At 47.9% G+C, this 26,206-nt stretch carries 24 protein-coding genes and 1 riboswitch; of the genes, 16 read left to right on the top strand and 8 right to left on the bottom strand.

The window, feature by feature from the left end; genetic code table 11:
- Position 1: 1 nt before the first annotated feature.
- The 10 genes from cobD (at position 2) to ACL9RM_RS17955 (ending at position 10,469) form a co-directional block, all read left to right on the top strand.
- Positions 2 to 1,105 carry a threonine-phosphate decarboxylase CobD gene (cobD, locus tag ACL9RM_RS18000; protein WP_069291415.1) on the top strand — a complete coding sequence of 368 codons (1,104 nt, stop codon included), beginning with the start codon at positions 2 to 4 and terminating at the stop codon, positions 1,103 to 1,105.
- Positions 1,095 to 2,066 carry an adenosylcobinamide-phosphate synthase CbiB gene (cbiB, locus tag ACL9RM_RS17995; RefSeq protein WP_250267799.1) on the top strand — a complete coding sequence of 324 codons (972 nt, stop codon included), beginning with the start codon at positions 1,095 to 1,097 and terminating at the stop codon, positions 2,064 to 2,066. The genes cobD and cbiB overlap by 11 nt, the downstream gene beginning before the upstream one ends.
- A 44-nt stretch (positions 2,067 to 2,110) precedes the next feature.
- The gene (locus tag ACL9RM_RS17990; RefSeq protein WP_414126430.1) at positions 2,111 to 2,869 is read left to right on the top strand and encodes a histidine phosphatase family protein; all 759 of its coding nucleotides are present in this window, start codon (positions 2,111 to 2,113) and stop codon (positions 2,867 to 2,869) included.
- Positions 2,870 to 2,991: 122 nt separating this feature from the next.
- Positions 2,992 to 3,185, top strand: a riboswitch (cobalamin riboswitch).
- Positions 3,186 to 3,393: 208 nt separating this feature from the next.
- The gene (locus ACL9RM_RS17985) at positions 3,394 to 4,401 is read left to right on the top strand and encodes an ABC transporter substrate-binding protein (RefSeq protein WP_250267801.1); all 1,008 of its coding nucleotides are present in this window, start codon (positions 3,394 to 3,396) and stop codon (positions 4,399 to 4,401) included.
- Positions 4,398 to 5,444, top strand: coding sequence for a FecCD family ABC transporter permease (locus ACL9RM_RS17980; RefSeq protein ID WP_250267803.1), 1,047 nt, complete (start codon positions 4,398 to 4,400; stop codon positions 5,442 to 5,444). Before ACL9RM_RS17985 ends, ACL9RM_RS17980 begins: the two co-directional genes overlap by 4 nt.
- On the top strand, positions 5,441 to 6,274 hold the full coding sequence (locus ACL9RM_RS17975; RefSeq protein WP_250267805.1) for an ABC transporter ATP-binding protein: 834 nt from the start codon (positions 5,441 to 5,443) through the stop codon (positions 6,272 to 6,274). The genes ACL9RM_RS17980 and ACL9RM_RS17975 overlap by 4 nt, the downstream gene beginning before the upstream one ends.
- 43 nt (positions 6,275 to 6,317) lie before the next feature.
- The gene (gene cobT, locus ACL9RM_RS17970) at positions 6,318 to 7,388 is read left to right on the top strand and encodes a nicotinate-nucleotide--dimethylbenzimidazole phosphoribosyltransferase (protein ID WP_250267806.1); all 1,071 of its coding nucleotides are present in this window, start codon (positions 6,318 to 6,320) and stop codon (positions 7,386 to 7,388) included.
- Positions 7,385 to 7,945: a bifunctional adenosylcobinamide kinase/adenosylcobinamide-phosphate guanylyltransferase gene (gene cobU / locus ACL9RM_RS17965; RefSeq protein WP_250267807.1), complete on the top strand. Its 561-nt coding sequence runs from the start codon at positions 7,385 to 7,387 to the stop codon at positions 7,943 to 7,945. The genes cobT and cobU overlap by 4 nt, the downstream gene beginning before the upstream one ends.
- Positions 7,942 to 8,811 (top strand): adenosylcobinamide-GDP ribazoletransferase, encoded by an 870-nt coding sequence (gene cobS, locus ACL9RM_RS17960; RefSeq protein ID WP_250267809.1) that lies wholly within the window; start codon positions 7,942 to 7,944, stop codon positions 8,809 to 8,811. Before cobU ends, cobS begins: the two co-directional genes overlap by 4 nt.
- A 38-nt stretch (positions 8,812 to 8,849) precedes the next feature.
- Positions 8,850 to 10,469, top strand: a complete 1,620-nt coding sequence (locus ACL9RM_RS17955) for a cobyric acid synthase (protein ID WP_250267811.1) — start codon at positions 8,850 to 8,852, stop codon at positions 10,467 to 10,469.
- A gap of 97 nt (positions 10,470 to 10,566) precedes the next feature.
- Here ACL9RM_RS17955 and ACL9RM_RS17950 read toward each other — a convergent pair whose 3' ends face one another.
- A complete protein-coding gene (locus ACL9RM_RS17950; RefSeq protein ID WP_250267812.1) occupies positions 10,567 to 12,267 on the bottom strand; it encodes a methyl-accepting chemotaxis protein in 1,701 nt (566 codons plus the stop codon).
- A gap of 497 nt (positions 12,268 to 12,764) precedes the next feature.
- Here ACL9RM_RS17950 and ACL9RM_RS17945 point away from each other — a divergent pair, with 497 nt between their 5' ends.
- From ACL9RM_RS17945 to ACL9RM_RS17935, 3 genes are all read left to right on the top strand, one after another.
- Positions 12,765 to 14,000, top strand: coding sequence for a PTS transporter subunit EIIC (locus tag ACL9RM_RS17945; protein ID WP_250267814.1), 1,236 nt, complete (start codon positions 12,765 to 12,767; stop codon positions 13,998 to 14,000).
- A gap of 217 nt (positions 14,001 to 14,217) precedes the next feature.
- A complete protein-coding gene (locus ACL9RM_RS17940; protein ID WP_061829066.1) occupies positions 14,218 to 15,615 on the top strand; it encodes an L-cystine transporter in 1,398 nt (465 codons plus the stop codon).
- A gap of 248 nt (positions 15,616 to 15,863) precedes the next feature.
- Entirely contained in the window at positions 15,864 to 16,562 is a 699-nt protein-coding gene (locus ACL9RM_RS17935) for a queuosine precursor transporter (RefSeq protein WP_069291426.1), read from the top strand.
- Positions 16,563 to 16,627: 65 nt separating this feature from the next.
- Here the strand turns inward: ACL9RM_RS17935 and ACL9RM_RS17930 are convergent, their stop codons facing one another.
- Together ACL9RM_RS17930 and ACL9RM_RS17925 are read right to left on the bottom strand one after the other, a co-directional pair.
- Entirely contained in the window at positions 16,628 to 17,716 is a 1,089-nt protein-coding gene (locus ACL9RM_RS17930) for a M24 family metallopeptidase (protein ID WP_250267821.1), read from the bottom strand.
- 72 nt (positions 17,717 to 17,788) lie between these two features.
- Positions 17,789 to 18,517 (bottom strand): MBL fold metallo-hydrolase, encoded by a 729-nt coding sequence (locus tag ACL9RM_RS17925; protein WP_250267823.1) that lies wholly within the window; start codon positions 18,515 to 18,517, stop codon positions 17,789 to 17,791.
- Positions 18,518 to 18,720: 203 nt separating this feature from the next.
- Here ACL9RM_RS17925 and ACL9RM_RS17920 point away from each other — a divergent pair, with 203 nt between their 5' ends.
- The gene (locus ACL9RM_RS17920; RefSeq protein ID WP_061829070.1) at positions 18,721 to 19,233 is read left to right on the top strand and encodes a GNAT family N-acetyltransferase; all 513 of its coding nucleotides are present in this window, start codon (positions 18,721 to 18,723) and stop codon (positions 19,231 to 19,233) included.
- A 121-nt stretch (positions 19,234 to 19,354) separates the two neighbouring features.
- Here the strand turns inward: ACL9RM_RS17920 and ACL9RM_RS17915 are convergent, their stop codons facing one another.
- The 3 genes from ACL9RM_RS17915 to ACL9RM_RS17905 all read right to left on the bottom strand — a co-directional run bounded on the left by ACL9RM_RS17915 (position 19,355) and on the right by ACL9RM_RS17905 (position 21,532).
- Positions 19,355 to 19,789 carry a threonine/serine exporter family protein gene (locus ACL9RM_RS17915; protein WP_103047615.1) on the bottom strand — a complete coding sequence of 145 codons (435 nt, stop codon included), beginning with the start codon at positions 19,787 to 19,789 and terminating at the stop codon, positions 19,355 to 19,357.
- A gap of 20 nt (positions 19,790 to 19,809) precedes the next feature.
- Complete coding sequence (locus tag ACL9RM_RS17910) at positions 19,810 to 20,565, bottom strand: threonine/serine exporter family protein (protein WP_250267825.1); 756 nt, start codon at positions 20,563 to 20,565, stop codon at positions 19,810 to 19,812.
- A gap of 112 nt (positions 20,566 to 20,677) precedes the next feature.
- Positions 20,678 to 21,532, bottom strand: coding sequence for a hypothetical protein (locus ACL9RM_RS17905; protein WP_250262103.1), 855 nt, complete (start codon positions 21,530 to 21,532; stop codon positions 20,678 to 20,680).
- Between the two features lie 359 nt (positions 21,533 to 21,891).
- On the opposite strand from ACL9RM_RS17905, the gene ACL9RM_RS17900 reads away from it, so the two are divergent.
- Both ACL9RM_RS17900 and ACL9RM_RS17895 read left to right on the top strand, forming a co-directional pair.
- Positions 21,892 to 22,623, top strand: coding sequence for an HAD family hydrolase (locus ACL9RM_RS17900; protein ID WP_250267827.1), 732 nt, complete (start codon positions 21,892 to 21,894; stop codon positions 22,621 to 22,623).
- 137 nt (positions 22,624 to 22,760) lie between these two features.
- Positions 22,761 to 23,441 (top strand): serine/threonine protein kinase, encoded by a 681-nt coding sequence (locus ACL9RM_RS17895; RefSeq protein ID WP_250267829.1) that lies wholly within the window; start codon positions 22,761 to 22,763, stop codon positions 23,439 to 23,441.
- A gap of 84 nt (positions 23,442 to 23,525) precedes the next feature.
- Here ACL9RM_RS17895 and ACL9RM_RS17890 read toward each other — a convergent pair whose 3' ends face one another.
- Together ACL9RM_RS17890 and speD are read right to left on the bottom strand one after the other, a co-directional pair.
- Positions 23,526 to 24,944, bottom strand: coding sequence for an NAD-dependent malic enzyme (locus ACL9RM_RS17890; RefSeq protein WP_250267830.1), 1,419 nt, complete (start codon positions 24,942 to 24,944; stop codon positions 23,526 to 23,528).
- Between the two features lie 272 nt (positions 24,945 to 25,216).
- Positions 25,217 to 26,023 carry an adenosylmethionine decarboxylase gene (gene speD / locus ACL9RM_RS17885; RefSeq protein WP_250267831.1) on the bottom strand — a complete coding sequence of 269 codons (807 nt, stop codon included), beginning with the start codon at positions 26,021 to 26,023 and terminating at the stop codon, positions 25,217 to 25,219.
- Between the last annotated feature and the right edge of the window lie 183 nt (positions 26,024 to 26,206).

The raw sequence follows: 26,206 nt of genomic DNA, 5'->3' as shown, positions 1-26,206 counted from the left end.
AATGATAGAGGTTTACGGTCATGGTGGAGACAGGGAAACAGCTGCCGCGACTTTTGGCGGAGCTGCTGCGGATTTTGTAGATTTTAGTGCAAATATTAATCCGCTTGGTCCACCGCCAGAGGTGCTTGAGGCGCTGCAACACTCATTTGACACTGTGATTCGCTATCCAGACCCTGGGCATCGGAATTTTAAAAATATGCTCGCACGGCGACTGCATGTTCCACCGGAGTCGCTAAGTATCGGAAACGGAGCGGCTGAAAGCATGGCGCTCCTACTATTGGGACTAGCTCCTAAGCGTGTGGGTACAGTGGAGCCGTGTTTTTCGGAATATGCCGAGCTGGCTGGCAAATTCGGAGCCGAGGTCAACCGGGTGTATGGGAAGGCCTCGCTTCAATGGAAGGCGGACGTGGAGGACATCCTTCAGCTCATGGAGCAGGTAGATGTTTTGTTCCTCGGACAGCCGAACAATCCAAATGGCGTGCAATATAGTGAGCAGGAGCTGTGCGAGCTGGCAGAGGCGGCTGGCACAACGGGTACCGTGCTGGTGGTGGATGAAGCATTCATTGATTTTATTCCGCTGGAACGGCGAATCTCACTGCTGCCTGTGCTGGATCGCTATCCTCATGTGATTTTAATCCGATCAATGACCAAATTTTATGCCATTCCTGGCTTGCGATTGGGCTATGCGATTGCTCATCCGGACTATATCCGGCGAATGACGGCCAAACAGGTGACCTGGAGTGTGAATGGATTGGCGTTGCTGGCTGGGGAGGCGTGTTTGAGAAGTGGGCAAGCATATGAGCGCCAAACACAGGAGCTGATTGCTGCGGAGCGCAACCGCCTGTTGACCGCCTTGGCGGAATGGGGCTGCGGTGTCGTTCCCGGTGAAGCCAATTACGTGCTGGCAAGGGCGCCGGGTACGTGGAGCGCATCGGCTATTCAGCAGGCGCTTGGACAACGCGGAATTCTTATACGTAGCTGTGCTATGTATCCGGGACTGACGACGAGCCATTTTCGCATTGCGGTCAAGGATGCAGAAGCCAACGACAGGCTGCTGTCTGTATTGGGTGAAGTGCTGGAGGAGGAGCAGCGGCGTGACAGTTAGCTTGATTATCCTGGCAGCCTACCTTTTGGACAGGCTGATCGGTGATCCGAGGTGGTTGCCGCATCCAGTCATCGGTATGGGACATGCCATTTCAGCATTGGAAAAAGCGATTCGTCGCCAGTTCCGCAGTGACCGAGGACTAAAACGTGCGGGTATACTGCTTCCACTTATTGTGGCGGGAGGCTCCTTTGCGCTCGCCTGGGCGCTGTTGCACTTGCTTGCCTGGATTCATCCGTGGTTGTCTGTCGGCGCAGAAATGGTGCTGATTGCGACCACGATTGCTTCCAAAGGACTAAAGGATGCAGGAATGGCCGTATACCGAGCGTTGCAGGCGGATGATCTGGCAGCGGCACGGCGGGAGCTGGGCATGATTGTCGGGCGGGATACGCAACAGCTTGATGAGCCTGAGATTGTACGTGGTACGGTTGAAACGGTCGCTGAAAATATCGTGGACGCGATTATTTCCCCGCTTTTTTATGCCCTGATCGGAGGAGCACCCTTGGCGCTGGCTTATCGTGCTGTGAATACGCTCGATTCCATGGTTGGCTATAAAAATGAAAAGTATCTGCATTTAGGCTGGGCTTCAGCACGTCTGGATGATGTGGCTAACTACATTCCGGCACGCCTGACAGCGGCAATGCTTGTGGTAGCGGCGTGGATGTACAAGCGAGATGCTGCTAGAAGCTGGCGCACAGTCAAGCGAGACGCTCGTCTGCACCCAAGCCCGAACAGTGGCTTCCCGGAATCAGCTGTTGCTGGAGCACTGGGGATTCGTCTTGGAGGCTATAATGTGTATCATGGCGTGCGCTCCTTTCGTGCATACATGGGCGATTGGATACGACCGCTAGAATCGAAAGATATACGGCATACAATCCAGCTGATGTTCGCCGTGTCCAGTATGTTTGTAGGATTGTGTTTGTTAGGAGCCGCAGGTTGTTTTGCCTTGGGATGGGTGCAGTGAGGGTGAGGCGTGACACACTGAATAATGATCGAGCAGGAAGTGACATGATCTTGAAACAAGATATAGCAGCGAAAAGGACAGTAGAATACGCACAAAATCCGAACTCACAGGAGGATAAGGTGCCGGATTATGCTAAAGAAGATCTGCATTGGGACATGGAACTCGTGTTAGTTCGTCACGGCACAACCTTATGGAATAAGGAACATCGATATCTGGGACACTCCGACTTAGGTTTGCTACCGGGAGCAGAACAGGAATTAAAGCCTTTGCAAGAAGAATTGCAGGGGCAGTCCTTTGCTCGAATCTATTGCAGCGATTTAATGCGATGTCGCCAGACCTTGCAGATCATTGTGCCGGAATCAGAATTGACGTCTGGAGGTTCCCTATCTATTATGTCTCCTACGATGGAACCACGTCTGCGAGAGCTTCATTTTGGCGAGTGGGATGGAAAAACGTATGACATGCTCAAGGATGTATCGTTGTATCGCGCTTGGATTGATGAGCCGCAACGGATAACCCCTCCTGGAGGAGAGTCTTGGACAGATTTTGTGAATCGTTTGCGGAAATTTCTTGACTCTCTGTATGAATGGCGTGTTGCTATGGAAGTTCAACGCATGGATTTGACTGCTGGGCCGCTCTCTGTTTTGGTCGTTACGCATGGTGGCGTAATTCGTCAGTTAGCTTGTATGCTGATACCGGGCCATGATTTTTGGAGTCTGAATCCGAAGCCGGGAGAAGCATTTAGGATTCAATTGAGGCTGGCGGGACCGCACAATTACATAGCGGAAATGCTCCCTCGTTAGGTTAGACACCAGTGGATAAAGAGGCTGTTTGGGTTGTAAGCCGCCTCATTTTAACCTATAATCATCAAGTAAAAGAACGGCTTGACTACCACTACATCAAATATCCAGCAGACGAGGTCGGCGCAGTGTGATGAAACTATGGTTTCCCTTGCCTGCGCTGTTAAAAGGGAAGTCGGTGTAAGTCCGGCGCGGTCCCGCCACTGTAAATGGAAACATGCCCGTTAGTCCTGCTTTATGTGCTACTAAGCATATGAAGGAATTTCAGGACATGGATCTTACCATAAGTCAGGATACCTGCCCGTCCGCCTGTCACCATAATCCTTCGAGGAAAGGATGACGTGTTCGCAGTGACTGTCCGTGCGGAAAGAAGCTGCCGCCTGCGCACGATCTGCGCTAACGTGACCCCTGTGTCCTGATATAAGGATGCGGGGGTTTTTTGATAGGAAAAGAAGGCTGGATTTAGAAGATATCTGATGATGCTCAAGTAACGCTCTTAACGATTTTTTTATGAAGGGGTGCAAATCATGGTAGGAAAAAAAATAAAGGTTTGGACAACAGGTCTATTGGTTCTGATTTTGGCAGTTGTGCTGAGTGCATGTGGCGCTAATGGAAAAAATGCAGAAAATAAAGAGAATCAGACTTCTGCACAGCAGCCAGGAAAGACCGTAACCGCACAAGAGCCTCCGGGCAAAACAGTTTACCCACTCACAGTTAAAGATGCAACAGGACAGGAATTTACATTCAAAAAAGCGCCGGATAAAATCGTTTCCGTCTCCCCGGCAGAAACCGAGGCGCTGTTCGCCATCGGGCTGGATAAGGAAATAGTTGGCGTCTCCGACTACTCTGATTACCCGGAAGCAGCTACGAAAAAGCCTAAAGTGGGCGGTATTATGAAACCGAACGAAGAGGCGATCATTGCTGCTAACCCGGGAGTCGTTTTTGCAGGGATATCACTTAGTGAACAGGCTACGACCAAGCTGCGCGACATGGGAATTATGATTTTTAAAACGGAACCGAAGACAGTTGAAGATGTCATAGCTAACATCGAATTGTATGGAAAAATCACCGATCATCAGAAAGAAGCGAGAGCGGTGACTGACAAGATGAGAGCAGATGTAGCGGAAGTGAAAGAAGGAGTTAAAAATATCGGTAAAGGGCAGAAGCTGCGGGTATACGTCGAGTTTTCACCAGGCTGGACAGTTGGTAAAGGCGAGTTTATGGACGAGCTGATTACGTTGGCGGGCGGCGAAAATGTAGGTGCCACGCAGAAGGGGTGGTACCAAATTAGTGAGGAAAATATTATTGCTGCGAACCCTGACGTGATTTTGTACAGCAAAAGTGTCAAGGACGACAAAACTGGTCAAACACTCGGCGAAATCATTAAAGCTCGCAGTGGATGGGATCAAATATCGGCTGTTCGCCACAACCGGGTGTTTGCCGTGGATGATAATTTGATCAGTCGTCCGGGTCCACGCGTAACGGAAGGTCTCAAGGAAGTAGCCAAGGGCGTGTATCCTGAAATTTTCAAATGAACCGTAAACTGATCGGCTTTGGAGGGACAGGTCTTGTCCTGCTGTTGCTGACGCTGCTGCTCTGTCTTGGTATCGGCTCGGCCAAGCTTCCGGTCAGCCAGATCACGGGCATTCTGGTTAACCACCTTCCGTGGTTAGGCGATACGTTTACACCGGATTGGAATACATCCTCAGAGCAGATTATTTTGAAGGTCCGATTGCCACGAGTGTTACTGGGAATGTTGGTAGGAGCAGCGCTGGCGCTGGCGGGAGCCGGATTTCAGGGTGTGCTGCGTAATCCTTTGGCTGATCCGTATACACTGGGGGTATCCTCGGGGGCTTCGGTAGGAGCGGCAGTACTGATCTATTGGGGCCTTCAATTTTCATTTGTTGGCATATGGACGCTGCCGCTAGTGGCATTTACGACCGGAATGCTGACGCTGTGGATGGTGCTGACGTTGGCACGGGAAGGTGGGAAAATTCCGACACAAAGTCTCATTTTGTCGGGTGTGGTGATGCAATCCTTTCTGGGAGCGGTTGTTTCCTTTCTGACAGCCATGTCGAAGGAGACGGTCAATGAAATATTGTACTGGACGATGGGAAGTCTTAGCCTGCGCGGTTGGTCATATGCAGGAATCCTTTTACCTTATGTGGTCATAGGACTGGTATTTCTATGGAATCGGGCACGTGTGCTGAATATTTTGGCTTTGGGTGAACGTCAGGCGGCTCACATGGGAGTTCATGTAGATGCGACGAAGCTATCTGTTCTGATCATTTCCACGCTGCTGACAGCTGCCGCTGTCTCGGTATGTGGAGTGATTGGCTTTGTGGGACTTGTTGTACCGCATATCATTCGTCTGGTGACAGGCCCTGATTACCGGATGATTGTTCCATTATCTGCGCTCGGTGGAGCTATTTTTATGGCTTGGGCAGATACGGCGGCTCGCACGTTGTTAGCCCCCACGGAAATTCCTCTGGGCGTGATGACGGCCTTTGTTGGGGCACCGTTCTTCGCATATCTCCTGTATCGTAACAAGAAGCTGCGCAGGGGGGGACTGCTGTGACAGAACAAAGTGAATCACAGAAGGTGCGTGATCGGGCATTAGAGGTAGCGGGTCTGACACGTGCCTATGGAGAGTTCCATGCGTTAAAGAATATAAGCTGGAGCGTCGACGAAGGAACTTGGTGGGGGATTATTGGTCCGAACGGCAGTGGAAAATCGACCTTGCTGCATCTGCTTTCGGGTGTAGATCAGCCAACTTCAGGAAACGTTCATATCTATGGCAAAAAGGTCGGTAGCTACAGCAGAAAAGAGCTTTCCCGACTCATAGCCGTACTCCAACAGGAAGGGCTTCCTCCGGTGGGATACACCGTCAGGGAAGTCGTAGAAATGGGACGTTTTCCTCATCAGGACTGGTTAGGCAGGGAAAAGGGTGTTGATGTGGAGGCGATCACAGATCGCGTGCTGGAGCAATTAGGTCTTACCACGTTGGCGGACAGAGCATTGGACCGCTTGAGTGGGGGACAGCGACAGCGTGTAGCTTTGGCAAAAGTAATGGTACAGGAGCCACGAATATTGCTGCTGGACGAGCCTACGACCTATCTGGACTTGCGCTATCAGCTTGAATTTATGGAACTGCTGGCAGATTGGCGCCAAGAAACGGGTGTGACGATCATTGCGGTCTTGCATGATCTTAACTTGACAGCCCAATTTTGCGAAGATTTGCTTGTACTCAAGGATGGAATGGTTGAAGGATTGGGAGCTTCATCGAAGTTATTAACCGAGGATCGGATTCGACGAGTATATGGTGTTGAGCCTGTGATGCTTCCGCATCCTGATAGCAGTGTGCCGCAGCTCTTGCTGCGCAGAAGTGCTTCGGATACAGCAGATTAAATAAACGATGAAACACACTTAAAAAGAGCAGGGAGTGGAAGATATGAACAACAAGCTGCGTCAGCTGATCGATAGCATTGCCCAGCCGGATGGGGTGGCGGCCTCGGCAGCTTCAGCCCATTTGGACCAATTAACAAAGCCACCGGGAAGTCTTGGAAAGTTGGAAAGTGTGGCCATCAAGCTAGCAGGAATTACAGGAGTGGACAAGCCTGAATTTGATCGTAAAACGGTTATGGTCATGGCTGCGGATCACGGGGTGTGTGAAGAGGGAGTCAGTGCCTTTCCGGCTGAGGTTACACAGCAAATGCTGTATAACATGCTGTCAGGTGGCGCGGCAATTAATGTGCTGGCACGCCATGCGGGCGCAGATGTCAAGGTGGTAGATGTTGGCGTGAATGCGGATGTCGCTCACGCGAATCTGGTGGACCGTAAGGTACGCATGGGTACTTCGAATATAGCTAAAGGGCCAGCGATGCTGCGTACGGAAGCGGAGCAGGCGGTTTTGGCCGGAGCTGAAGCCGTAGCAGAAGCGGTCAAAGGTGGCACACGGCTATTCGTTACCGGAGAACTGGGCATCGGGAATACGACAGCCAGCGCTGCGGTCGTATGTGCTCTTACCGGGCTAGAGCCGGAAGTTATCGTAGGCCGGGGAACGGGTGTAGATATGGCTGGACTTACCCGTAAAATATCGGTTGTCTGCCGCGCATTGGACGTGAACCAGCCAGATGCAAATGATGCGCTCGACGTGCTCACTAAGGTCGGCGGTCTGGAGATTGCCGCCTTGGCAGGAGTCATCCTCGGCGCAGCCGCACATCGCTGTCCAGTTGTGTTGGACGGCTTTATTTCAGGCGCAGCCGCCCTTGCAGCGCGTGCACTTGCGCCTGCTAGCGCTGCGTACATGCTCGCTTCGCACGCCTCGGACGAGCGCGGACACGCGGCGGTGCTCCGCGAGCTCAAGCTGGAGCCCATGCTTCATTTGGACATGCGGCTCGGGGAGGGCACAGGCGGTGCGCTTAGCTTGCACCTGATTGATGCGGCGTGCCGCATCATGCGCGAAATGGCGACCTTTGCCGATGCAGGCGTATCGGACGGTCAGGGAGCCGCGCAGCGATGAAAGCGCTCGTGACCGGCGGGGCACGCAGCGGGAAAAGCGACTTTGCCGAGCGATTATGCATGTCGCGCGCTTCGCGCGCCTGCTACATTGCAACGGCGCAAGCCTATGACATGGAGATGAAGGAGCGCATCGCCCTTCATCGGGTCCAGCGCGAGTCTGCTGGGTACGACTGGCAGACGCTGGAGGAAGCGCAGGGGCTGCCGGAGCTGCTGCAGCAGCTTGGTGGCGATCAAGCGTCGCAGCCCGCGCCTATGGTGCTGGTCGACTGCCTGACCCTGTGGCTGTCGAACGTGCTGCTGGCCGCAGGCGAGGACGGCGAGGCTGCGTCCAGAGCCGCCATTAATGAACTGGCGGCAGCTGTGGAGCAGTATCCAGGGCAGCTCGTCATCGTAACCAACGAGGTTGGTGACGGTATTGTGCCCGAATATCCGCTGGGTCGGCTGTATCGGGATTTGAGTGGGGTTATGAATCAGCGGATTGCCCGCCTTTGTGATGAAGTATTTTTGGTGACGGCGGGCATTCCCGTAGAACTCAAACAGTTGGAATATAAGCTATGAGCCGCGAACGTCAGGCTGTTGCTGCGGCTTTTCAATTTTTAACGCGTCTTCCGGTGAAGGCGGAAATAGATTTTTCCCCGGATTTGCTTAAACGCAGTGCAAGTTATTATCCGCTGGTGGGAGTGGTTATTGGCATCATTGTCTGGGGCTTTGCGGCGCTTACTTCTATGGTATTGCCACCGTTGCCGTGTGCGATTCTTACGCTTGTTATCTGGGTTTGGTTGACGGGCGGATTGCATTTGGACGGGTGGATGGATGCGGCTGATGCCTTATTCAGCTACCGATCCCGTGAGCGGATGCTGGAGATTATGAAGGATAGCCGTGTAGGAGCAATGGGCGTTATTGCTTGTGTGCTGCTACTTATGCTCAAGGCTTCTTTGCTGTATACGGTGCTGGTTGAACGGAATGTGTCTGGCTTGCTGCTGCTTCCGATGGTTTGGAGCCGCTGGTTTATGGTACATGCAATGAAACGCTGGCCTAAAGCCCGTAATGATGATGGGCTGGCTGCGCGTTTTGCTGATATGAGTGGTGGCCGCGTAGGGTTGGCCGTATTCTGGGCAGTATTAGTGACCCTAAGTGCTGCCGTAGGACAATATCTTCTGGCAGATTTGGCTACAGCAACAAGGGGGACTGGGAATCTGTCGTTGGCAGGATCCTACTTACAGACGTTCCTTTCATATTCTGAGAGCCTTCCAATCTCGCTAGGTTTTGTGTTGCTTCCGGTCTTGGCTTACGGTGTTGGAACCTTCACGGCAAACCGTATTAACCGCCGCTTGGGTGGACTTACAGGAGATATATACGGAACTTTAAACGAATTGCTGGAGGCTGTTTTATTGTTGTTTATTGTCATTTTGTACGGGTTGTGACCAGATTTGAAATGAATTCGTTAAAGGGGAAGAGGCAATTGTCAACTTTCGAACCGTCCTGCACGAACCCGGCAGCCGTATTAATGCTTCAAGGAACAGCGTCGGATGTTGGCAAAAGCGTGGTGACGACTGCGCTTTGCCGTATTTTTACGCAGGACGGATATCGTCCCGCACCGTTTAAGTCGCAAAATATGGCGTTAAACTCTTATGTTACCGAGGACGGCAAGGAAATAGGACGCGCTCAGGGGGTGCAGGCTGAGGCCTGCGGTATTGAGGCCACAACTGACATGAATCCGATTCTGATTAAGCCGGTCAAAGATATGCACTCACAAATTGTTGTACACGGTGTACCTTATGCCTATATGAGCGCCTCCGATTACCGGAAGGATTTTTTGCCAAAAGCCAAACAGACCGTTATGGATGCTCTGAATCGGTTGCGTGATACCTATGATATTGTCCTTATGGAAGGGGCAGGCAGCCCGGCAGAGATTAATTTGAAGGACCGCGATATCGTAAATATGAATCTGGCAGGTTGGGCGGATGCTCCAGTGTTGCTTATTTCAGATATCGACCGGGGCGGAGTTTTTGCCTCTCTCGTAGGAACTATCGAATTACTGGAACCCCATGAAGTACAGCGTATCCGCGGATTTATCATTAACAAATTCAGAGGCGATCTGTCTCTGCTTCAACCAGGATTAGACTGGCTGGAAGAACGGACAGGCATTCCTGTACTCGGTGTATTGCCCTATCTGCCAGACATTCGCATTGAAGCAGAGGATTCGGTAGTACTGGATAAGAAGCCCAAACAATCTGCAAAGGATAAAGAACTGGATATTGCGGTGATACGATATCCGCGGATTTCCAATTTTACCGACACGGATGCTCTGGCCGCAGAGCCGGATGTGAGCGTTCGTTATGTCACTGAAGCTGGACAGTTGGGCGTACCAGACGCCATTATCTTACCGGGGACCAAAGACACTATTGGAGACCTGCTGGAATTGCGTGAGAGAGGTCTGGAGAAAGACATTCGGCAGGCTATGAATACCGGACGCACACAGCTAGTTGGCATTTGTGGAGGTTATCAGATGCTGGGTACCGCACTATTTGATCCCGAAGCCGTCGAATCTGGGTTGCCGCAGCAGGCAGAAGGGTTAGGTTGGCTTGCTCTATCCACGACCTTTTTAAAGGAAAAGCAAACCGTACGCGTACAGGGAACCCTGTCTAATCATTGCCCGCTTTTGCTTAGCACTGTGCCTGATTCGGGTTCTGCCTCCAAGCCAAGCATTGAAGGTTATGAAATACATATGGGCGTTACGGAGTATGTTACGGAACCATACGCACCTACAGATATAACTTTTAAGCTAAGCGAAATGAAAAGGTTATTCCGTATCCGGCGTGGCGAAGAAGCAGCTTTTGAGGAAGGCTGGGGTACGACAGACGGTAAAGTATGGGGAACCTATTTGCACGGTGTGTTTGATAATGACCGTTTTCGCCGTTGCTGGCTGGATGGATTGCGACAAGCCAAGGGCTTGGCACCTTTAGAGAGCACTTTTACTGTACGTGAAGCCAAGGAACGAGAGTTTGACCGTGTCGCAGAGGTGGTCCGGGCTCATTTAGATATGGAGCAAATTTATCGTATTATGGGAATGGATTCATAAACTTCATGGATGATTATTAAAATCGCTTTTAAAAAATAAAGAGGTATCTCTACAGCCATTTTCAAGACTGTGAGATACCTCTTTGTATTGTATCGGCTTACGTAATTTTAAATTTTTGGACAGCCTTTTGCAGTTCGGTTGCTTGTTTGCTTAATTGGCGAACAACTTCGCTGTGGCTTTCCATTTCATTCAGTTGCTCATCGGCATTTAAACCGATTTCTTGAATCATATGCTGTGCATTGGCTGCGATGAGAGCTGTCTCTTCCACGGAAGCAGATACTTCCTCCGAGCTGGCGGATACCTGCTCCGTTGCTGCAGATACCGTTTGAATCGTAGCATTGATCTTTTGCATAAGCTCACTTAGCTGGTTAAAGGCTGAGCTCGCTTGTTGAACCATTTCCGTTCCCGAATGAATTTCACGGCTCACTTGGGTCACAGAGTCCACAGATTGTTGCGATACTTCTTGAATGGTAACCAAATAGTCGGAAATTTCTTGTGTGGCTTCTTTAGATTGCTCGGCAAGCTTGCGTACTTCTCCAGCTACTACGGCAAAGCCCCGTCCATGTTCGCCCGCACGGGCGGCTTCAATGGAGGCATTCAGGGACAACATTTGAATTTGCTTCGTAATATCGAAGATAGCCGAAACGATACTGCCAATGGCTTCTGAGCGCTCATTCATACTATGGATGTATCGAAGCGATTCATCGGCAGCATGTCCTACCTGTGACATTTGAGCTACAGCCTTTTGAGCGAGCGTATTACCGTTAACTGTTTCTTTTGTCGCTTCACTGATTTGATCGGATACATCATTGGCAGAGGAGGCAATGTGCTGAACACCTTGAGCGATTTCCTCCATAGCCTGTGCATTTTCAGCAGCAGCAGTAGCTATGCTGGTACTGCCCTTTGCTACTTCCTCTGCGGCAACTGTAGAATCCTGCACTTTTACACTCATAGCCTCAGTCCGACGAAGTAGCTCGTCCGATCCTGCAACAACCGCACCGGATGTAGAAAGCACATGGCCGATCATTTCTTTCAAGTTATGAGACATGGATTGGAAGCTGCGGGCAAGTTGGGCAATTTCATTAACTCCATGAACCTTGGCTTCTTGTGAAAGATCACCTTGAGCAATTTTTTGGCTATGACGAACCAATTCAGCAATGGGTTCTACAACTTTACGTATCACGAGGGTAGAAATAATTCCGCCCAGCAGGAGCGTTGCCACTGTAATACCTATGCAAATCCATAGAATTTGTTGGGATTTTTCTTGTACAAATCCGACGTCTTCGTTCACACCCAGAACTAGATTACTACCTGATATAGCAAAGAAGGCGGTTTTGTGTACTCCGTATGAATCGCTGTAAATTTCACTGATATTCATCTCGCCTTGTTTTGCTTTTTTAATATCCTCAACAGGAATGAGTGCATCCTTGACCTTGTATACTGATTTTACATTCCGTGCGACGACTTCGGCTTTATCATCCTTCACTACCGCGATATATGCGGATTCTAATTTGAGGGTATCGACCTTGTCCTGAAGATAGGATTCCATCTGTATAGCGGAGCCGGAATCAGAACCGCTTCCTTGCCCAGCCTGAACAGCTAAGGAAATATTGAGATCCTGATACACATTTTTAGCTCCAATTTCTAGCAATTGGTCTACCTGAGGCATGACACTGTTATTAATGATACTCATGGATATTGCATAGAAACTGATGCTGAACAAAAGGGACGCAAAGAGCTGAATCAGCAAAAACATAATTCGTAATTTCGCGCCAATGGAACGATTAAAACTCTTCATGAAAAATCTCCTCTCACATGATGGTAATAAAATCAGACGAATTCCCTGCTTGAAGTAGGCCGCTTGTCCAATAGATACTTGACACGCCATGATCTACTTGTGTTCCTTTCCTTGCTTGAAGAAAAGACTGAAAATGTTCGGATTCTATGTATATTTCAGCTGAATTCAAGGGACAAGAATGTGAAAGGGAAGTAATCCATGATTTACTAAAAAGTAGGTTAGACCTATTTTACATAATTAACAGACGGTTGAATAGTCATATTTGCCCAAAAACAAACAAAAAATATATAACTATGGTCTTAGGTGTTTAGATGTAAGTTTGATGTAAATTATCAGGTGCATAAAAACGAATAGATTACTCCTTCTTTAAAACTATTGTAAAAAAGAAGTGATATAAGTAGCATAAGGAATACGGCTTTTTTACAATATTCTTCTAAGCTTGGTTTGTAAGTTCGAAAGTGGTCTTCAATATACATATAAAAGGGGAAAAGGTTGTTATGAATCGGGATTTACTTTCCAAAGAAGTGGTTTCGCAGGTCAGAGGAGAAGATACACAGGAGCTGACTTCCGGCAGTTATAGAGCTGCCACAGGGAGAAATCCGATAAGTCGACTATTAGATTATGTATCAGGCGTATTTACTCCGATCCTGCCGGCAATGATTGGTGCGGGAATGATCAAAGTAATTATATTAGTTTTAATGTCCTTCGGTTTATTGTTGTCTGATCCGCAGATATATACTATTTTAATGGCTATCAGCGATGGGATATTTTATTTTTTACCTATTTTTGTTGCGGCAAGTGCGGCAAGAAGGCTGCGCAGCAATGTGTTTGTTGCAGCAGCCATCGCAGCATCCGTATTCCATCCCCAATTAACAAGTTTACTCCAGTCTGGTGAGGAGGTACGTTTTGCCGGTCTGCCAGTTATAGACCCACAAGCTGCTTCATCTATAGTACTCATACTTGTTGTTGTCTGGATAGCATCGTATATCGAAAAATGGTTAGACAGGTATATCCCTTATTCACTTAAATTAATGGTTGTCCCGACTTTGACACTGATGATCACTATACCTTTAATGGTGTTCGCTTTCGGGCCACTGTGGAGTTATCTCGGCCAACATGTATCCGATGGACTAGGCTGGTTGTTTGACAATGCAGAAGTATTTACAGGGTTGTTGCTCGGAGGCACGATGTCTTTGCTTATTATTGCAGGTATGCAATATATAATGCTACCGATTATGATCAGCTCGCTGACAACATTGGGTTATGATCACCTTTTTCCCGTGGTCATTGCAGCGGCTTTCGCTCAGGCTGGCGCAACATTTGGCGTATGTGTTAAATCCAAAAATGCCAAAGTCAAAACGCTGGCTGCGTCCACAGGTTTGTTGGCCATGCTAGGAATCATTGAACCGGCCATGTATGGTGTCAATATCCGTTTCAAAAAACCGTTAATAGCAGTTATGATCGGTGGAGCCGTTGGTGGGGCTTGTATGTGTCTGTTTGAAACGGAGCTTACTAGTATTGGTGTCTCTGCTGGGCTGCTCAGCTTACCTTTATTTTCTGATACCACGCTTGTGTACGGTATTGTGGGTATGCTGATTTCGTTTGTTACAGCTGGCGTAATTACGTATTTTATGGGCTTTGTGGATGAAAAAGATGAGCATTCGCAAGGAGTATCTACATCTGGCATGAATGCTTCTCCGAACTCGGTTGTGGAAAAGAGCCCCGGCAGCTAAGTTGAATACATGTCGTTCTGTTCAGGACAAAAAAACAGCAAGCCCTCGAAAGATGAAGGCTTGCTGTTTGACGTTTCGATAAAATTCAAAGTTGAAGCTGCTTAATTATTTTATTGTTATAAAACCTACAAAAATAGTTGGTTTTGTGATATAGTAATCTTCGGATTGAAGATCACCTTATAAAACATATTAAGTATAAGTTTGGAGGAAATAATACATGGATACCTTCTTTATTATTTTAAATGTAATCGTGCTTCTTTTGCTGCTAGGCGTATTGGTCTGGATGCAGAAAAAGCACATCTCCTTTACAAAAAGGGTATTTGCCGGACTTGGCTTCGGACTGATCTACGGGGCTATTCTACAATATGCTTATGGGGCAGGCTCAGAGGTCATTACAAAATCGGTTGATTGGTTCAACCTCGCAGGTAACGGTTATGTCCGTTTGCTGCAAATGGTCGTTATTCCGCTTATCATGGTGTCGATTATTTCGGCTATTATGAATTTGAAGGGAAGACAGAACCTTGGCAAAATCAGCGTCTCCATTATTGCAGTACTACTGATTACAACGGCAATTGCTGCTTCAGTTAGTATTGTAACCAGCCTGTCGTTTGACCTAAAGGCAATTGAGATTCAAGGTGGGGAAAAGGAACAAGCACAGGGCTTGAAGATGGAAGAGCGCCTTGGAACAGTTCAGGACATGACCATTCCACAGCAGGTGCTGGAATTTATTCCTTCAAATCCTTTTGAGGATATGACGGGAGCACGTCGTACGTCGACGCTGGCGGTGGTTATTTTCTCGGCCTTTATCGGGGTGGCTGTACTCGGATTGGATCGTAAAAAACCGGAACAGGCGCAAACCTTCCGTAAGGTGATTGATGCAGTGTACGCTGTAGTGATGCGGATTGTAACGCTGGTGCTGAGATTGACTCCTTACGGTATTTTAGCACTGATCACTAAAGTAGTAGCTACGACCAATCCAGATGAAATTTTGAAGCTAATCAAGTTTGTGCTCGCTTCTTATGTGGCTCTGTTGGTCATGTTTATCATTCATCTTATTTTGCTGGCCTTGTTCGGCTACAATCCGGTGACGTATGTGAAAAAGGTATTGCCTACACTGGTTTTTGCTTTTACTTCTCGTTCCAGTGCGGCGACCATTCCATTAAATGTTGAAACACAAACGAAAAAGCTTGGTGTATCCGACGGCATCGCGAATCTGTCTGCGACCTTGGGAGCGACTATTGGGCAAAACGGCTGTGCTGGTATTTATCCGGCAATGCTGGCGGTTATGATTGCTCCAACCGTGGGTATTGATCCAACGAGCTGGGATTTTATCCTCACGCTGATTCTGGTCGTTACGGTCAGCTCGTTCGGCGTGGCGGGTGTAGGCGGTGGTGCCACTTTCGCTTCCCTGATCGTGCTTTCTACCATGAATCTTCCAGTAGCATTGGCAGGATTGCTTATCTCAGTCGAACCGTTGATTGATATGGGACGCACAGCGTTAAATGTCAATGATTCTATTACTGCAGGTCTCATTTCAGGCAAGGTGCTCAAGGAGAACGATCAAGACGTATTCAATAATCATGGTATGGATTTGGATGCAACGGCACACTCTTAAGTAATGATAAATGAAGGGTGTACGATCAGTCTCATATCACATCTGTAGCCTATATAACACACGTACTGTATGTACGCTGTACAAAGAGCCGGCCATAAGGTCGGCTCTTTGTATTGAGTTTAGGGCAGTGTAAATTATGGCTGTTCACAAATCCTAATCTATGATACATTAAAATAATGTTTTTCCGGCTTGCTTCGGATGAACCGCGGTTCGCAACCATCCCGCGCTATCAAAACTAGGAGGATTTCATGTTTAATCTGTTATGGGGGGCAGCTTTTGTCCTCGTCAATTTTATGTTCTTTTTGTTATGTTTTCGGTTGTTCGGTAAAAAAGGGCTGTACGCCTGGATTGGTGTTGCTACTGTACTGGCCAACATTCAGGTAACCAAAACGATTGATCTGGTCGGCATTACCACGACATTGGGAAATACGATGTATGTTTCTATGTATATGGCCAGCGACTTACTGAATGAAAAATATGGTCCTAAAGAAGCGCGTAAAGCTGTGTGGTTCGGCTTTTTCACTCTGATTATGACGACGATAACGATGCAGATGGTGCTGCAGTTCCAGCCTACTGCAACGGATTTTGCCCAGACACCGATGCAACAGCTGTTCGGATTGTTGCCAAGACTTGCGCTTGCCAGCTTGACAGCCTATGCGGTCAGTCAATTGCTGGACGTGCGTCTGTACGCCTGGATTCGCAAGTTCTTCCCGGAACGTCATCAGCTTTGGATTCGCGGCAATGGCAGCACGATGATCAGCTCGTTTATAGATACGCTCATTTTCTGTACTATTGCCTTTTACGGTTATGCGTGGGGGATATGGCTCGAGATATTATTCACCACCTACATCTTAAAATTTGTACTGACCGCGGCGGGTACACCCATTTTGTACATCGCACGCAATTTCCGCTTTATAGAAGAGGAGGGGCAAACCCTCAAGCCATGATGGCTTGGGGTTGCCCCTCCTTTTTCATCCTTTTTTACATACCAATATAATGAATAGCGATGGGTTTATCCGAGCACTGTCAGTTCTTTTGGAAAAGAGGTAAGCACTTCAACACCATTAGAGGTGACCAAAACGTCATCTTCAATCCGCACACCGCCGAGGCCTGGCACATAGATGCCGGGTTCGATGGTGAACACGAAGCCTTCATGAAGCAGATCGCTATTGCCTCCGTGTACAGATGGATATTCGTGAACACTCATACCAAGGCCGTGTCCAACTCGATGGTTAAAGGCAGGGCCGTATCCAGCGGCTTCAACAACAGCCCGTGCTGCCTGATCTACGGATGCGCAGGAAACTCCCGGGCGAATGGCGGCAATCCCCGCTTCGTTCGAGCGAAGAACCGTATCATAAATCGTCTCCAGCTCAGCCGACAGCTTTCCAAAAGCAAAAGTACGCGTAATATCCGAAGCATAACCATCGGAATATACGCCCATATCAAACATGAGCAGATCGCCAGGCTGTAGCTTGCGGGTGCCCGGAACACCATGAGGCAAGGCTGTTTTAGGTCCAGACAGCACTGTCGTGTCAAAGGACGGGCCATCCGCGCCGATTTTTTTCATCTGGTATTCGATTTCGGCCACCAGCTCGACTTCCGTCACTCCTTCGCGCACATGGGTGAGGCCGTGGCGAAGAGCATCTTCCACCAAACGAGCTGCATGTTTCAGACGTTGTACTTCCTCAGGAGTTTTTCTCACACGCATTTCTTGAAGCACAGGACCCAGATCCACATATTGAGCCGCGCCAATAGCAGTATGTAACTGTTCATAACGGAGGACGGAGACGTGCTCCTTTTCCAGCGCGAATGTTTTCACTCCGGTGCCTGTACGTTGACGCAACAGATCATATGGATTGTCCGTATCGGTGTGGGTGGATATACGAGTCACAGAAGAAGCAGCTTTGGCGGCTTCTGCATCCAGAGCGGGTACGATCAGTTCTGGTTCTTGGTCTCGAAGCAGCACGAGACCAAGAAAACGCTCATGCGGATCACTAGCAAAGCCCGTCAGATAGTAAATATGTTTGGGATCGGTCACAAGCAGGCCATCCCAAGATTGTGATTTCAGTTCATCATATAATCTTGTAATTTTATCATTCATAGAGTCTCATTCCTTTCTGTCCATGTATTCATTATAGCTCTTATTACATCATAATTTATAGCTTTGAATGGCTTACTCTCTTGCCTGACTTAATGTTTGCAGACGTGCTTGTACGTTCTGATCATAGTAGCCGCCATGGTAGCAGATTACCTTTTCAACATCCAATACCGTCAGCTTTTCGAGGCTCTTCAGAGCCAATGGCATATCCGGCGTAGCCGACTCAGCAGGACCGACCAGTTCACCTTCGACTACCAGCAGTTCATCTGCTGCCAATAGTAGCTTTTGTGCGGGCACATACAAGCTGATATGCCCGGGCGTGTGACCGGGTGTATGAATAATCTGTATGCCCCCACCATAAGGCAGATGCTCACCGTCCTCAAGAATATGAGCAAAGCGCAAATCTGGCAGGCGGCGAATCATATCCTCTGCTTGCTGCTTGAGCACAGTATCCATTTGTTTAATCCGTTCCGACGTCAGCTTCACAAACGGTCGCTCCCCTGTCATATAAGGAACGTCATCCTTATGGGCTAACAGGGCAGTATTCGGCAGCAGATCCAGCAGTGCATGAACATTTCCGATATGGTCAATATCCTGATGTGTTAAAATAATTCTTTTCACGCGGCTGATATCCTCACCCACATCTGAGATAGCCTTGCGTAATAGCTCAAATTGGCCGAGCATTCCCGTGTCAATCAGTGTAAGTCCATCCTCGTCCTTGAGCAGTACAGGATAAATAGTCGTTTTTCCAAAAAAAGATTCCATAGGTATTTCCAAAATCAAGAGTTGAGTTCCAATATTCATATTAAGCTGCTTCAGAATCCTTGACTCCGAAACATACCTCCCGTCTCATCGTGTTAAATCGCTTTCCCCGTTTTTATTTTTCCTTATCTTCAAGCTCTATTATAAAACCCTTTGGGACTAATCCGCAAAACAACTCGATATGGCTGATCGGGCGCTTGTCTTGTACAATAAATAAATCACACCATAGGAGGCGGATACGAATAATGAATCAGGACCAATCTTTTTCCATTGAATTTGCGTGCAGAGAGGATCTTCCCGATATTGTGGATATTTATAATTCTACGATTGCAGGACGAATGGTTACCGCAGATCTGGAACCGGTGACAGTGGAGAGCCGCATTCCATGGTTTGAGGCTCATCAGGAGAACCACCGCCCTTTGTGGGTTTTAAAGCAAAAGGGGACAATTGCCGGTTGGGCCAGCCTTCAGTCCTTTTATGGGCGTCCAGCTTATAACGGTACAGCAGAAATTAGTATTTACGTCCATGAGGATTCTCGTGGAACCGGAACAGGAAGTCGACTGGTACAGCATTTGCTAAATGAATGTCCGAGACTGGGGATTACAACGTTGTTGGGATTTGTTTTTGGTCATAATGAGCCAAGTATTGGGCTGCTGCGGAAGTTTGGTTTTGAGCAATGGGGGTACTATCCGCGTGTAGCTGTGCTGGACAGCATAGAGCGAGATTTGGCGATATTGGGCAAGCGAGTGGATGAATAATAGCTTATGACAGTTAAATATTTTTTGTAATGTGTACAGAAAAAGGCTGTTTCCAAAATCGTCTCATACACTGCGGATGATTTTGGGAGCAGCCTCTTTTATTTTGCTATTTTCATCGCTTTTAACGCTGAGGTCTAAAACGTATGTTGTGAAAAATTTGATTAAGCACCTCAGACAGCACCAAACCGACAGCAATAGCTCCTGCGATCATCAGCGTGCTCATGGCCAGCTCTAGTGCCTGAGGATAATGTTGTTGTACGAACTGGCGCATGGCATTATAGGCCATTCCCCCTGGAACGAGCGGAATCATGCCTGCCACACTGAAAATAATCACAGGCATTTTGTACAGCCGCGCAAAGCCTTGACTGACGATGCCGATGAGGATCGTTGCCAAAAGGCTGGCGCTCACAGGTCCCATGCTGTCCGTGGTTGAATAATAGACCAGCCAACCTAGCATACCAACAAAACCACATTGCAGCAGCGAGCGCCGGGGGGCGTGGAAAAGTATGCCGAAACCAGCGGTGGCAATAAAGCTTGTGAATAATTGTGCAAGCATAGACTTGAATCTCCTCCGAATCACATATAAGAAATGATAACCGCAACGCCAGCTCCAATGCCGAAAGACGTCAGGCAAGCATCGGCTCCCTTGGAAAGACCCGAAACAAGGTGCCCGGACATTAAATCACGAATGGCATTTGTAATTAACAAGCCTGGAACCAGTGGCATGACGGAGCCAATTATAATTTTATCCATCATCTGTCCCCAGCCTATTATCGTTAACAGAGCCGCCAGCAAGCCGATTAGAAAAGATGCAGAAAACTCTGAGAAAAACTTGACCTTAACGAGCCTGTGAAAATACTGTACGGCTGCAAATCCGATACCGCCGCATAACACAGCTGCGGGGAAGTCTCGCCAGACACCACCAAACATAATCATAAAGCAACCGCTGGCCAACGCAGCAGCCATCAGCTGTACACGGTTGGAATAGCGGAGGGGGCCACGCTCAATTTCCGCAAGCTCCTTGACGGCAGCGCGGGGAGACAAATCACCTGTGCTGATTTTACGTGAAATGGAATTGACCTCTGTCACCTTGTGCAAATCGGTGGTCCGCTCTACGATGCGGATGAGCTTGGCAGGCTCCGAATCATTAATGGCAAAAAAAATCCCAGTTGGTGTTACATAGCTATGGGACTGGGATATGCCATAGGCTGAAGCAATGCGGGACATCGTGTCTTCAACACGATAGGTTTCGGCTCCATTTTGCATCATCAGTTTGCCCGCCAACAGACAAACTTCAATGATTTCAGGAGTAGGATAGGAATGATTATTCATACTCGCTCTCTTTCATTCGTACCGGGCCGTTCGACCCTATTATTTTCATTTATTGTAGCACAAAAAGCCGCCTTTTCAGAGGCGGTTATGTTAGGGGGAATCGAAGTTTTCGTCAAGATTCTATCATATCGGGAATAACGGTATAGTAGGACTCTTCCAGATATGTTGCGGCCTCAGATAGGCCCATCAACTTAAGCTGTCCAGCTACAAAAGCACGAAGGGCAGAATGGGTGAACAGATGCCGTGTCTGGGCATCCCGAATAAAGGCCAGTCTGGCTTCACGCGAACCGTTATAGAACAATTCACGCACAGCTTCGCCTTGTTGTTCCCAAAGGAAAGGCTCCGTTACGGTCAAGAGGGTACTTTCCATAGAAGAGCTATGCTTCGCGGAAGAAGATACCTGAATGCCCAAGCCGTTCAGCGTAGGAGCTGCTTCATTGTGCTTCCGTTCTGCTCGCAAGCTGTCGATATAGGCAGCCATATCCTGAATCGGTTCGATACCAAATCGTTCCCGAAAGCATTCGCGTACAAACGCGGTACGTTCATCTACAAGCTGAGGCAGTCGCTGACCTGCATGTCCAGAATAGTCGTCTCCGCTGGCGTAGTATCGTTTTAATGAACTGTTCTCTGTATAAACAACGCTTAAAAAATCCTGCAAATGACGGGCAACCACCCATACACCCGTCCAATCGACGGGAGATACGCATACGATAGGGGCCTGTGAAAGGTCCTTTTCAAGACCAAAATCCGTTAAAAAGCCATAATGTATTCCGTCCACTCCTGCGTGGGCAAAAGGAATAACATCTGGTGGTGTAGCCATATATCGTGGCGCGCGGCCCTGCTCCATAATCAATCCCAAATCAAAACTCAGAGAATGCCGGTTCGCTTCGAGCTCCTTTTCAAATTCTATAAGTGCCTCAATCAAAGGTGTAGCTGATCCATAGGCTAGGTTAGAACCGGAATCCATCGTGTATGCCTCCCTTATCCAATACATCCATTAAAGCGTTCATCCCTAAAAGGTACGTGATTTTACACGAAATGTAAACCTGTATGACGAATATTTTCAAAAATGTGACCTTTTACCCGTGTGTTGTCAAATAAAACGCTTTCGAGCAAAGCAGGACAAGATACCTATGTTAGCTCGGTAGAGAAGTAAAGTGGGTTTGCGAAAATGCGGTCTTTTCAGTGTATGTTAGCAACCGTGAAGTGTGATTGCAGGATGCGCAGTGTGAAGGACAGGGTGCAACGTAGCAGGCCAACGGGTATAATATCAGGACAAGGTGAAAAGGAGCGTCATCCGAAGATTTAACAGAAAGAAGTGGGCATATGAACTTGCAAAAGAAGGCTGTATTTTTTGATGTAGATGATACGATGTACGATCATTTGCACCCTACACGCGATGCATTGCGTACAGTATTAGGATTGAATGAGCGTTTTCCTTATGAGAAAGCCTACCATCGTATTCGCTATTACAGCGACGCACTATCGGCTAAAGGAGGACTATTGGAGGGGAAGGCAGGGCCGGATGAACTGGATGAGATGAGGGAAGGCCGTTTCATTCTGGCTTTACAAGAATTCGGGGTAGAAATCACCCGTGAGCAGGCAGTACATGTTCAGCAAGAATACTTGGATCGTCAGTACCGAATTGAGCCTTTTGAGGGGGCTACCTCGTTAATAAATGAATTGAGCTCAGCTGGCTTTTTGGTTGGATTGATTACGAATGGTCTTGAAGAGCACCAGATGAGCAAGATCAAGGCCATGGCGTTGGAAAATCATGTTGCGGCAGAGCATATCTTTGTATCTGGGACCGTTGGCTATGCCAAGCCTGATCCGCGCATCTTCGAAGTAGTGAATGAGCGGACAGGAACGTTAGCAGAGCATTGCTGCTACATTGGGGATTCCTGGCGTAATGACGTGGCGGGAGCTATAGCTGCAAATTGGCAGGTGATCTGGTTCAATCACAGGAATGCTCTCCCGGAAACTGATGTGCTGGGGGACTATAAAACAGCAGCAAGCTATGCAGAGTTAAGAAGGTTGCTGCTGCCGGACGCTCGTTAGACACGGTACATACCGTATTTTTTTAAAGAATTAACCTATTTTGAAGCCATTCCAAAAGATAAACCGTAATACTATTTATCTGTTATAGAACTAACTTCATTGGTAAAGGTTTAGAACAGAGAAGGAGGGGATCGCGCATGGTAGAACAATGGAGGCAGGCAGAAGACATCATAAGTCACGTGACCGTATACAGTACAGAGGATAATGATCCGGTTACCATTAAAACAGCTACTCAAGACGTCCGCTGTATTGGCATCGGGACAGATGCGGCCGTATTTACGCTCGATACGTTGCCAGGCTACGCGTTCAAGGTGTACTCAGACATGGCGATCGAGAAGAAAGATGCGGAGGCCGACGTATATGAGCGTTTGCGAGGGTCTGACTTTTTTCCTCATTATTACGGAAAAGGCGACAAGTATATTGTCATAAGTTATGAATCTGGTATTACGCTGCTGGATTGTTTGCTGCAAGGAATTCCTGTGCCAGAGCAGGTCATTCTGGATGTGGAAAAGGCGAGGGAATTTGTCCGGTCCAAGGGGCTGAATCCCCGTGATATTCACCTCAAGAATGTACTTATGCAAGACGGGCGTGCCAAGGTATTGGACGTATCGGAATACGTGAAGGAAGGCGATGACAAGCGCTGGGAGCATTTGGTGTGGGCATATCATACGTTTTATTCCGGTATCTCGGAGGTTAAAGTGCCCTCATGGATTTTGGATACGATTAAAAAATGGTACTACAAGTTGGATAACTCCAACTTTAATCTGGAGGAGTTTGCTCAGCGTGCCAGCCAATTGTTCTCTAAATGGAGGTCATAACCGCTGTAAAGATAACGGATATGAAGTTTGATCTCTCGATAGCAAAAAGGATTGCACCCGCATTAGGGGAGCAATCCTTTTCTTTTATCTGAAATCCCGAGGCACTCTTCTGGCTGTACCGCTCGCAATCGCGGCTTGGATTACCTTTTCACGTACCCGCTGAACCGCACTCTCGTTAAATACACCTGGGATAATATACAACTTGTTTAGTTCTTCAGGACGGATCGTGCCTGCGATGGCCTCTGCGGCCGCCAGCTTCATCTCTTCGTTGATTTCACGGGCACGGCAGTCGAGCGCTGCTCGAAAGATGCCAGGGAAACAAAGTACATTGTTAATTTGGTTGGGATAGTCCGAACGTCCGGTGGCGATGACACCTGCAATGTCCTCGACGTCCTCTGGCGCAATTTCAGGAACCGGGTTAGCCATAGTGAACAGCACCGGGGCTTCTTTCATACGTTTCACGTCTTCTCGTTGCAGTATTCCACCTGCCGACAGACCGATAAACACGTCAGCGTCCTTCAGAACCTCGGACAGCGTGCCCGACAGCCGATCAGGGTTGGTATGCTGTGCATACCAGTTCCACATTGGATGCTCGTATGTTTCATCAGCTGTAAGAGCCCCATGGCGATCTACGCCAATGATGTTGACAGCCCCTGCAGATAGCAAAATTTTGGTGCAAGCCACACCCGCAGCCCCGATACCACAGACGACAATTTTGACGTCAGACAGGGCTTTGCCGACAACTTTGAGCGCATTGATCAGCCCTGCGTATAAAACGACAGCTGTGCCGTGCTGATCGTCATGAAAAACAGGTATGTCCAGCTCTTTACGTAACCGCTGTTCAATCTCAAAGCATCGTGGCGATGAAATATCCTCCAGATTAATACCGCCAAAAGCTGGGGCCATTTGCTTAATGGCCTTAATGATCTCTTCGGTGTCCTGCGTATCCAGACAGATTGGAAAGGCATCGACGGAGCCGAGCTGCTTGAACAGCATGGCTTTGCCTTCCATAACCGGCATGGCTGCATAGGGACCGATGTTACCTAGCCCGAGGACAGCGCTTCCGTCAGAGACGACAGCGACCGTGTTGCGCTTGATCGTCAAACGGAAAGCTTTGTCGGGTTCCTCGTGAATCGCCATGCATACGCGTGCCACATCGGGGGTATATACCCGGGATAAGTCATCGCGGTTTTGAATTGGGACTTTGGGCTGCATTTCAATTTTGCCCCCGAGGTGTAATAGGAAGGTACGATCAGAGATGGATAATACCTTAACACCTTGTGTTTTTTTAATTCGGGCAATCATACGGTCGATTTCTGCTGGATCGGCAATGGTCACCGTAATATCCCTCACGGTGACCTTCTCAGAGGTGCTAATGACGTCAATGGCAATCACATCTCCGCCATGTTCGTTTACCAGCGTAATCAATTGACCAAATTGGATGTGCCCGGTGGAAATTTCCAATCGTAAAATGATGTTTTTACCGCCAATACCGCCTTGCATACAAATTCCTCCTTTGTTTTCCATAACAAAATCATACGTAGGATCAATTGATTGCGCTTACAATAAGAAGCGGATGTAAAATCCATGCTGTTATTTTAAATTAGTGGTTTCTTCCCCTATCATAGTGAACAATCTCTCGCTTGTACAGATCAAGTTGAGTAATATCTATTATTTTGTATTTAAAAAAGGACGAAAGCCCGGCTATATTCCAGTCCAAGCGATCCTCCTTTTTTCAATGAAATGATCTATTTTATTTTTACGCATTCGATCTGTTATGTCATATTTTTACCGTAGTAAATTTCGTCCATTTCGATTTTGAGACGTGTTGATATATTTTGTTGCTCTTTTTCACTCAGGCTTTCCTTGGTGTAGCCGAACAGGTAATTGTCCAGATCGAATTGTTTTAGCTTACATTTGGTATGGAAAATATTTTCCTGATACACATTCACGTCGATCATGTCATACTGACTGCGCACTTCGTCCGGAATATAGTTTTGAATGGAGGCGATATCATGGTCGATGAAAAGCTTATGTCCATTCGTATCACGTGTGAAGCCGCGCACCCGATAATCAATCGTCATAATGTCGGTGTCGAAAGAATGAGTCAAATAGTGGAGTGCCTTGAGCGGGGAGATTTCCCCACAGGTAGAGACATCAATATCTGCTCGAAACGTACTGATCCCCTCGTCTGGATGATATTCCGGGTAGGTGTGAACCGTAATGTGGCTTTTATCCAGCTGTATCACGACAGATTCAGGTAGGGGGCCGGGTGACTCGGCATAAGATTCAGTCGGTACCTCCACAATGGGTCCTTCTGATATAAGTACGGTCACGCTGGCTCCTTGAGGTACATAATCCTGCTGGGCTACGTTGAGCACATGGGCGCCGATAATGTCAGATACATTTTTTAAAATAGCTGTCAGTCGATCTGAGTTGTATTGTTCATCAATATATGCAATATACGCCTCGCGTTCTTCTTTGGTTTTGGTGTAACAAATATCGTACATGTTGAAGCTCAATGATTTGGTCAGGTTGTTAAATCCGTGCAGGGTAATCCGCTGTTCCGGTGTTATGGTCATAGGCTATTTCCCCTTATAGTCGCAGTATTCATACATAATATTCCCAACACGCCTTTTCATATACCGATTCATAAAATCAGTTCTGTAACTGTTAGATTAAAGGCTTGAACAAGTATGTCTTACCCGTTTGGCATAATTAAAAACAGGTAGGGGAGTGGCTTTGTTTTTACATGTATGGAAATT

Source organism: Paenibacillus sp. S29 (genome assembly GCF_049319765.1).
Taxonomy (GTDB): Bacteria; Bacillota; Bacilli; order Paenibacillales; family Paenibacillaceae; genus Paenibacillus; species Paenibacillus polymyxa_B.
The sequence above is the reverse complement of the archived record's forward strand: the minus strand, read 5'-3'. Positions and strand labels throughout refer to the sequence as shown.

Coding starts and splice junctions, on each gene's coding strand:
- ACL9RM_RS17925 (WP_250267823.1), bottom strand. CDS start 18,517: ATGAATATTGGAACTCAACTCTTGATTTTGGAAATACCTATGGAATCT.
- ACL9RM_RS17900 (WP_250267827.1), top strand. CDS start 21,892: ATGAACTTGCAAAAGAAGGCTGTATTTTTTGATGTAGATGATACGATG.
- cobD (WP_069291415.1), top strand. CDS start 2: ATGATAGAGGTTTACGGTCATGGTGGAGACAGGGAAACAGCTGCCGCG.
- ACL9RM_RS17910 (WP_250267825.1), bottom strand. CDS start 20,565: ATGAATAATCATTCCTATCCTACTCCTGAAATCATTGAAGTTTGTCTG.
- cobS (WP_250267809.1), top strand. CDS start 7,942: ATGAGCCGCGAACGTCAGGCTGTTGCTGCGGCTTTTCAATTTTTAACG.
- cobT (WP_250267806.1), top strand. CDS start 6,318: ATGAACAACAAGCTGCGTCAGCTGATCGATAGCATTGCCCAGCCGGAT.
- ACL9RM_RS17990 (WP_414126430.1), top strand. CDS start 2,111: ATGATCTTGAAACAAGATATAGCAGCGAAAAGGACAGTAGAATACGCA.
- ACL9RM_RS17980 (WP_250267803.1), top strand. CDS start 4,398: ATGAACCGTAAACTGATCGGCTTTGGAGGGACAGGTCTTGTCCTGCTG.
- ACL9RM_RS17950 (WP_250267812.1), bottom strand. CDS start 12,267: ATGAAGAGTTTTAATCGTTCCATTGGCGCGAAATTACGAATTATGTTT.
- ACL9RM_RS17940 (WP_061829066.1), top strand. CDS start 14,218: ATGGATACCTTCTTTATTATTTTAAATGTAATCGTGCTTCTTTTGCTG.
- ACL9RM_RS17890 (WP_250267830.1), bottom strand. CDS start 24,944: ATGCAAGGCGGTATTGGCGGTAAAAACATCATTTTACGATTGGAAATT.
- cobU (WP_250267807.1), top strand. CDS start 7,385: ATGAAAGCGCTCGTGACCGGCGGGGCACGCAGCGGGAAAAGCGACTTT.
- ACL9RM_RS17895 (WP_250267829.1), top strand. CDS start 22,761: ATGGTAGAACAATGGAGGCAGGCAGAAGACATCATAAGTCACGTGACC.
- ACL9RM_RS17935 (WP_069291426.1), top strand. CDS start 15,864: ATGTTTAATCTGTTATGGGGGGCAGCTTTTGTCCTCGTCAATTTTATG.
- speD (WP_250267831.1), bottom strand. CDS start 26,023: ATGACCATAACACCGGAACAGCGGATTACCCTGCACGGATTTAACAAC.
- ACL9RM_RS17945 (WP_250267814.1), top strand. CDS start 12,765: ATGAATCGGGATTTACTTTCCAAAGAAGTGGTTTCGCAGGTCAGAGGA.
- ACL9RM_RS17985 (WP_250267801.1), top strand. CDS start 3,394: ATGGTAGGAAAAAAAATAAAGGTTTGGACAACAGGTCTATTGGTTCTG.
- ACL9RM_RS17930 (WP_250267821.1), bottom strand. CDS start 17,716: ATGAATGATAAAATTACAAGATTATATGATGAACTGAAATCACAATCT.
- ACL9RM_RS17915 (WP_103047615.1), bottom strand. CDS start 19,789: ATGCTTGCACAATTATTCACAAGCTTTATTGCCACCGCTGGTTTCGGC.
- ACL9RM_RS17905 (WP_250262103.1), bottom strand. CDS start 21,532: ATGGATTCCGGTTCTAACCTAGCCTATGGATCAGCTACACCTTTGATT.
- ACL9RM_RS17920 (WP_061829070.1), top strand. CDS start 18,721: ATGAATCAGGACCAATCTTTTTCCATTGAATTTGCGTGCAGAGAGGAT.